This window comes from Methylocucumis oryzae (assembly GCF_000963695.1).
Lineage (GTDB): Bacteria > Pseudomonadota > Gammaproteobacteria > Methylococcales > Methylomonadaceae > Methylovulum > Methylovulum oryzae.
This window is the reverse complement of the sequence record NZ_LAJX01000192.1, coordinates 1-7,966: the sequence shown is the minus strand read 5'-3', so window position 1 is coordinate 7,966 and position 7,966 is coordinate 1. Positions and strand designations below refer to the sequence as shown.

The 7,966-nt window shown below is 43.7% G+C and carries 5 protein-coding genes and 1 pseudogene; 2 read left to right on the top strand and 4 right to left on the bottom strand.

Annotated features, from left to right (window positions below; genetic code table 11):
- Positions 1-127: 127 nt before the first annotated feature.
- From VZ94_RS32415 to VZ94_RS16685, 4 genes are all read right to left on the bottom strand, one after another.
- On the bottom strand, positions 128-613 hold the full coding sequence (locus VZ94_RS32415) for a DUF1731 domain-containing protein (RefSeq protein ID WP_338040478.1): 486 nt from the start codon (positions 611-613) through the stop codon (positions 128-130).
- Positions 546-1,025, bottom strand: a complete 480-nt coding sequence (locus tag VZ94_RS32410) for an NAD-dependent epimerase/dehydratase family protein (RefSeq protein WP_338040477.1) — start codon at positions 1,023-1,025, stop codon at positions 546-548. Before VZ94_RS32410 ends, VZ94_RS32415 begins: the two co-directional genes overlap by 68 nt.
- Before the next feature lie 67 nt (positions 1,026-1,092).
- Entirely contained in the window at positions 1,093-3,270 is a 2,178-nt protein-coding gene (locus VZ94_RS16690; RefSeq protein WP_052700666.1) for a TonB-dependent siderophore receptor, read from the bottom strand.
- 2 nt (positions 3,271-3,272) lie between these two features.
- Positions 3,273-5,297, bottom strand: coding sequence for a beta strand repeat-containing protein (locus VZ94_RS16685; RefSeq protein WP_052700665.1), 2,025 nt, complete (start codon positions 5,295-5,297; stop codon positions 3,273-3,275).
- 524 nt (positions 5,298-5,821) lie between these two features.
- Between VZ94_RS16685 and VZ94_RS16680 the strand changes: the two genes are divergently transcribed.
- Positions 5,822-7,222 (top strand): ATP-binding protein, encoded by a 1,401-nt coding sequence (locus tag VZ94_RS16680; RefSeq protein WP_045780089.1) that lies wholly within the window; start codon positions 5,822-5,824, stop codon positions 7,220-7,222.
- Positions 7,179-7,728: pseudogene (locus VZ94_RS16675) on the top strand (response regulator transcription factor). The gene VZ94_RS16680 and the pseudogene VZ94_RS16675 overlap by 44 nt, the downstream one beginning before the upstream one ends.
- Positions 7,729-7,966: the final 238 nt, after the last annotated feature.

Below are 7,966 nucleotides of genomic sequence, written 5' to 3'. Positions count from 1 at the left end.
CTGTGCGCACCTTTATAAGTTATCATTAAAAATCAATGAAAAAGGTGCGCACAGCGCACCCTACGGCAACACAAGATACCGAAAACTTGACCGTTCAGAGCATAGGTAAAGCCTATGCTCCATTCGTTCAATTACCCAAATCTAACGCAGATAAGGCTTTTTCTAAGTCTGGGTGTTGGAAGGTAAAGCCATGTTCTAGCAAGCGCTGTGGTAAAACACGCTGGCTGGCCAAGATAATATCTGCCATTTCCCCCATTAGCGCGCGTAATAACCATTGTGGTGTCGCGATTAATGCGGGCCGGTGTAACCGCTTTGCCAGTGCGCTTGCAAATTCAGCTTGTCTAACAGGATTAGGGGCGGTCGCGTTATAAGAGCCTTGCATCGTTGTGTCAGCTATCAGGCTTTCAACAATCGCTAACCAGTCGTTTTTATGTATCCAAGACTGCCAATGTTGTCCTGAACCTAAACGCCCACCGAGTCCCAGGTTAAATGACGGTAATAGCGTTGCTAACATGCCGCCATCTGAGCCTAAAACTAAACCTGTTCTAACAATACACACTCGTAGCCCCAACTGTTCGGCACTTAACGCCGCATTCTCCCAATCTGAGCACAATTGAGCGGAAAAAGTCTTGCGCGGGTTTAGCGGTCTCGGTTAAAACGGTATCGCCCTGGTCGCCGTAATAACCAATTGCTGAGCCGCTAATCAGTAGTTCTGGCTTTTCCGGTAAACGTTTAAGCTGTGCCAATAGTTGTTCGGTTAGGCCAATGCGACTATTTCTCAGCAAGGCTTTGCGCTTTTCTGTCCAACGCTGTGTAACAATAGGCTCGCCTGCCAGATTAATCACGACTGCGTAGTGCTTATTAAGCATTGCTATGTCGGTGACTGTTTCAATAGCATCAGAAAGGACTTGTTTAGCATAATCCGGTCTTCGAGTAAGCAACGTCAGATGATGTCCTTTGGCTAATAAGCGTTTGCTTAACGCCAGTCCTAAAAAACCGGTACCGCCTGTGATTAAAATGTTCATGAGGGTCAATAACAAGATTAAATCAAAACTAATATAACCGGCTGATTAGTACTGGCAAGGCTCGTTCTCAAACTAAAAATCCATAGAAAACGTTACATACGTTGATATGCCTTGTGCCGGTGCGACTCGCCCGCCTACGATAGCCATAGCTTTGATAATAAAATTCATCACTGAGATTTTTAATCGTCGCGGCTAGTTTGTAACGCTGATATTGATAGCCTAAAGTCGCATCAAGCGTATAGTAGCTATCGCTTTGGTATAAATTACGGTTAGACAAATACACTTCCGATTGCCAATAAATACCGGCACCTGCGCTGAAACCTTTTAGCATGGGTTGGCTAAACTCATAATTCGCCCAGACTCGCATACTATGCTCAGGAATGCCCATGAGCCGATTGCCTTTAGTAATCCCTGGAGCTAAGTCATTGCTGAATTCGGCTATCGTATACGCATAATTGCCAAGTAGTTGTAATTGCGGCAAAGGCTTATACACTAAATCGACATCAAAACCTTTAGATTGTTGTTGCCCGCCGGGTTTGGCACTAAACGCATTTTCGTTGACGGGTACCGCGACATTGCTTCTATCTATTTGATACAACGCGATTTGGCCGCTTAACTGCTGGGCGAAATCGAATTTAAAACCGGCTTCTAAACTTTCTGACAGCGCTGGCGTTGGATTGCCAGAAAATCGCGTAAACGGCTGTCCACGCATACCTTCACTGTAATTCACAAACAGCGAAAATTCTGGTGTTATATCAAACACAGCACCGGCTCTAGGCAGAATGCGTGTCGCCGATGTAGTGCCGTTATAGGCTAATTGTGATAAATCGTTGTAATTAATTTCAACCACGCCTGCTCTGACGCTAAACAGCAAATGCAAGCGTTGATATAAAGTGCTTTGTAACTGTGCGTATCCGCCGTAAGTCTTATTTGTAACGAAAAGCTTATTTACGTTAGCCCAGGTTTTATCGTAAGGCAGAAACGTTGGCTGCGGTTGGGATAAATCCACCGATTGAAGGGTGCTGTTTAGGTTGTTAAAGCCTTCATCAGCAAACTCACTGTAATCAGCGCCAAGTAAGAATTTGTTTTGACTAGGCCCATAGTCGAATTGTGCTAATAGATTACCTAATAGACTATGCTCGGTTTGTTGTTGAAATAATTCGGTATTGGTTAGCCCCCAAAGCGAATTCGGTCTCAGTGGTTCATCAGCGGTATAACTAATGGCTCTATTAGTCCTTCCAACTAACGTTTGCGTGAATTCATCAAATTCTGATTCCGAGTAACGCGCTTTAACATTTGCCGACCACGTACTATTAAACCAATGGTCGAAACTCGCCCAAACACCATAAAAATCCGAGTGACTGTAGGGTATGTCATTAGGGCCAATAAACATATATGGATTTTGTATATCAAAATTACCGGTCACGGTACCGGTAGCGGGTAAGCCTTGATATTCTTGTTGTCGCCATTTAGCAATACGACTTTGTAGCGTAAAGCTGTTTTTATTATTGTCGGTGATGGTAATCGAGGGGTTTAAGTTATAGCGCTCGGTGTCTATTTCATTAATAAAACTACCGGCATTGGTATATTCAGCGGTAAAACGTGTTAACACATTGTCATTAATGGGCTGGTTAATATCGACAAATGGTTGATAAAAATCATAACTACCTATTTTGGTACCTATTTGACCGAAAGCGGTGGGTTTAGGTTGTTTGGATACTAAATTGACCACGCCGCCAACGGGCGCGCCCGAGCCACCGCTGTATAACACCGCATTAGAGCCTTTTAATACTTCTACCCGCTCTAGGTTATTCGTGCTTTCTCTATCACCAGGATTGTAATATTGGGTAAAGCCATCGAGTAATTGTTCGGCGGCAAAGCCTCGAATTTTGGTGGCCTCCGTCGATGGCGTAAATAACACATTATTCGGAATAACACCGGATACGTTGCGCAAGGTCTCGCTGACGGTGACGTTTTGTTGGTCGTTAATCACGCGTCGGGTAATGATTTGCACAGATTGAGGAATTTCCTTTATCGGCGTATCGGTACGCGTTGCGCCGGTAGAATATTTGGCGTTATACAGTTTATTATCATCGGTTTCTTCGGTATCAGCCGTCACTGTCACGGTATCTAGTTCAGTGACGGCTTCAACAGCCACTTCATCGGTATCAGCGCTTACACCATACGCATAAGCGTAGACCAATACGCCTAAGCTTAGGCGAATTAAACAAGAAAGTTTCAACATAGTTAAACGAAATTCACCGTAACATTTAACCCGACCAATACCACGGCATTGCCATGATAAAAGTATTGGAAGTCACCTTGATTAGTGCCGCGCACCCAGCCTTTAGCACTACTTATTCCGGTAACGCTATCGCCTTTATTGCCTAACACTTTTAACGTATTACTAGTCGATGATAGATTTAATACGGCGTTAGCGGTTAATACTAAGGTGTTATTGCCAGAACCGGTTAGGTTAATCGTTTCTATGTCTTTAATCCGACCGTGCTTATCGGCTAAATTCAAAGTCTGATTTTTTCCCGTTAATACCAAGGAGTCGTTACCACTACCACCATCGACTAAGCGGAAATTTAACGTAGAAACTTGAATAATATCCTGGCCTTTGCCCGCATGAATGACATCGGCACCGCCTTTGCCGATTAATACATCATTACCTAAACCACTAACAAAAACATCGGCTATCGGTGTGCCGGTTAGCTTATCAACGCCCGTTGTCCCTAAGAAATCAACGGCGTTAGTAAAGTTCTTGCCTTGAATAACATAGGCCGCACCGGTTTCGTTATTGACGCCAGAAGCGCCAACGATTAAGTCATCAAAGCCATCACCATTCAAATCACCGGCTGAACTCACCGCGCCACCGGTGTTATCGCCATCGTTAACGCCGGTTAATTTAAAGCCGTTTTGCCCGTTAAGCGCTGAAATCGATAAATCACTAAAGCCAGAGGCTTTTCCAAACACCACATAAGCATTGCCCGTATCGGATGTTTGACCGATTAAAATATCATCAAAGCCATCACCATTGACATCGCCGGCATTACTGGCCGAATCACCCAATTTGCTAAAGCTAGCACCGGAAATTTTAAAACCATTTTTACCAGTTAAACTGCTGACATTTAAGCTAGCACTAAAGCCTGTCGCCTTACCGAATAACACGTAAACGCTATCAGCATAAGGTGCAGTGATTAATAAATCACTATAACCATCGCCATTGAAATCGCCAGCACCGCTGACAGGAAAGCCACTAAAATTATTATCAGTTGCGCCCGACACTACAAAACCATTGCGGCCGTTTAAATCGGCGGTGGTTAAATCGTCAAAGCCAGACGCTTTGCCAAATAGCACATACGAAGCCCCTGAATTAGTGCCAGACGTATCGGCAAACGGCGCGCCAATAATCACATCATCATAGCCATCGCCATTAATATCACCGGCTGAACTGACCGAGCCACCTAAGCTATCGCCACTGGTTAAGCTAGAAAATTTAAAGCCGTTTTCGCCATTCAGCGTGCCTAAATCTAATGAGCTAATGTCATGGCCGCCGAATACAATATACGCGACGCCAGGCGCTGGTTTAGAGTAAGGTGCAATCGCCCCTATGACTAAATCGTCAATACCGTCGCCATTGAAATCGCCCGCGCTGCTGACGGAATAGCCTAATATTTTAGTGTCGCCACCACTCAATCTAATGCCATCGCTGGGCTTGATAGCGCTTGATGATAAATTAAGCGTTCCTATACCGCCGGTTTTACCAAACACGACAAAAACCTCGCCGTCGCTAGAGCCAAAAATGCTACCGGTTGCGCCAACCACTAAATCAGCAATGCCATCGCCATTAATATCGCCAGCGCTGACAGATTTACCCGTATTGACTGAGCTGTTTGACGTAAACTGAGCATTTGCTTTGGTCACGGCGGTATCGGTAAAAGCACCGCCTTTACCATAAAGCACATAAACAGCGCCTTTTTTAATGCCATAAGCATCGCCGGGAGCGGAAATAATCATGTCGCTAAAACCGTCGCCGTTTAAATCGCCATAGCTCACCGCTGAGCCGGTATAAGAAGACTCTGTACCGGTAATTTTAAAACCGGCTTTGCTGCTACTTAATGTTGATAAATTAATGTTTTTAATAACCGCTTTATTTTTTGCTAACGCCACCGAATCGGTACTTTCATTGGCTAAGATATTCGGTGCGGTGCTGCTCATTAAAACTCCGGCTAACCCGGCCAAGATATTCAGTGTAGTGCTGCTCATTAAAACTCCTTAAACAGAAAACCGGCTAACCGGCGGCTATGTTGAACATTGTTAGCAGGTTAGTGCTTACAGATGCAGTCGGCGAAATTAAGCATGTTTTGTGCCTAACGTTTTAGTTGGTTTTATTGGTGCGAGCGCGTCAATGACTCAGTGTGACTTAAGCATTACTAACTAAGTGATTGCTTAATAAGTAAAAAATGATGACCCTCTTAGAATGGTCTTTGTGCTTAATTCAGTGACCTATTCGGTTATGGTGTTCAATACAAGAAAATAAGCGGAATAATAACGTTAAATAACTTAGTTTAATTAGGTGGTTGTGTATAAAGTTTATTTAAATCAATATCTTGAATTTGGATAAGGGATTTAGCTTAGAAAAATAAGCGGTATAACACAGTTTAATTTAGACTGGGTGGGATGCTGCGGTTGCTCGTATTAAGCGTGGGCGTATTACTTTAAGATGGATTGGTAATATAAGGCTAGACTAGGCATAATTTGCCTTTATTCATTTTGGTTTTTTTATCCCCATGCTGTCACATGTTTCGCCTAAATCTGAATATTCCGCCAGACAAAATTTAAGATGGTTGTTTATTCTTAGAAATTTAATGATACTCAGCGAGTCATTGTTGATTATTATCTCGGTATACGGTCTTAAAATTCATTTACCCGAACAGCAATTATGGTTAGTCATGTTGCTGATTTGCTCATTCAATGTTTACACCTCTATACGCTTGCAAAACGAAGAGCCGATTGCTGAGGGCGATATATTTTCGCAGCTCATCATGGATGTATTTGCGATTACGTTGTTGCTGTATCTGACCGGCGGAGCGTCTAATCCAATCATTTGGGTATTTTTATTGCCTGTGATTATTACCGCTATTATGTTGCCGCATGAATATGCTTGGTACATGGTGATTTTAACCACGACGATGTACACGGTATTAATGGCGTTTAATGTCCCGTTACCGGCCGTAGAGCCGCATTCGCCGAATCCACAAATGCTTTCAGGTATGGACAATTACGAAATGTTGCAACATGCCCATGCGATGAGTGATAGACATTATTTTAATTTACACATTTTTGGCATGTGGTTTGGTTTTGTGTTTAGCGCCGGTTTAGTCGCGTTTTTTGTTGTTGAGCTTGCGACGACGTTAAGAAAACAAGAGCGGCATTTAGCCGATGCACGGGAAAGTGCCTTACGCGATGAACGCGTGGTTGCGTTGGGTACGCTTGCTGCCAGTGCTGCGCATGATATGGGTACGCCGTTAGGTACGATTGCGATTGTCGCTCATGAAATAGAGCAAGAATATCCTATGCACCGTTTCCCTGATTTGCATGAGAAAACCTTAATCATGCAACAACAGATTGAGCGCTGCAAACAAGCATTATCGGTGATGTCGGCTTCGGCGGGTGAATTACGCGCCGAATCAGGGCGTGTTTTTGCGTTAACGGATTATATTAATGACGTCATTAATCAATGGCGTACACATAAACCAACCGCTAAGCTTAGTTTTACCATTGATCCCAGTGTCGATATTGAAGCTAAAATTATTGCTGAGCGTACGTTAACCCATTCAATCATTAATATTTTGAACAATGCGGCCGAAGCTTCGCCGCCAGAAAAAGGTGTCGAATTTTATGCGCATTGGGATGCTTATGAATTGACGATTAAAATTCGCGATTTTGGCCCTGGATTACCTAGTGAATTAGTTGATTTTGCCGGTAAACAGCCGGTGATTAGTAAAAAACATGGTTTAGGCGTAGGGCTTTTCCTGACGTTTTCGACGATTAAACGCTTAGGGGGACATATTAATCTTTATAATTGCGACACAGGTGGTGCATGTGTGGATGTTATTTTACCTTTGTTAACAACGGAGCAAAATGATGACGAGTCAGGAATTGGACCGGCCCAGATTGTTGTTAGTTGATGATGATGAAACGTTTTTGCAAAGTATTGAGAGGCGCTTTGGAGAAACGTAATTTTGAAGTGTTAGTCGCTAATGATGTCAGTGGAGGAATTATGTTGGCCGAACAAAGCGTACCTGAATATGCCGTGATTGACTTGCGCATAGGCTATGAATCAGGTTTGGAATTGGTTAAAAAATTAATTACCTTGGATGCGAATACTCAAATCGTCATGCTCACAGGTTTTGCTAGCATTGCCACTGCGGTGGAGGCTATTAAACTAGGCGCTGTGCATTATCTAACCAAACCCGCTAATGCCGATGAAATTGTGGCCGCGTTAAATAAAAATGAAGGTGATACGACGGTCAGCATTAGTGAAACGCCTTTGTCGGTTAAACGCTTGGAATGGGAGCATTTACAGAAAGTATTAATGCAATACGACGGTAATATTTCAGCGGCGGCTAGAGCTTTAAATATGCATAGACGCACGTTACAGCGTAAACTAGATAAACGACCGGTGCGTGAATAAATCCATGTTTTCTCGTTCCCACGCTCCGCGTGGGAATGCATACCCATGATCAAGTTATCGCATTTGATACCAGCGGAAAACAATGCTGTTCTGAAGACCGGTAGGCGTTCCCACGCAGAGCGTGGGAACGAGGCACCGGTGCGTGAATAAATCCATGTTTTCTCGTTCCCACGCTCCGCGTGGGAATGCATACCCATGATCAAGTTATCGCATTTGATACCAGCGGAAAACAATGCTG

What these genes read in the sequence shown, in the direction of transcription:
- VZ94_RS16680 (WP_045780089.1), top strand. Translation starts at nt 5,822, where the DNA reads ATGCTGTCACATGTTTCGCCTAAATCTGAATATTCCGCCAGACAAAAT.
- VZ94_RS16690 (WP_052700666.1), bottom strand. Translation starts at nt 3,270, where the DNA reads ATGTTGAAACTTTCTTGTTTAATTCGCCTAAGCTTAGGCGTATTGGTC.
- VZ94_RS16685 (WP_052700665.1), bottom strand. Translation starts at nt 5,297, where the DNA reads ATGAGCAGCACTACACTGAATATCTTGGCCGGGTTAGCCGGAGTTTTA.
- VZ94_RS32410 (WP_338040477.1), bottom strand. Translation starts at nt 1,025, where the DNA reads ATGAACATTTTAATCACAGGCGGTACCGGTTTTTTAGGACTGGCGTTA.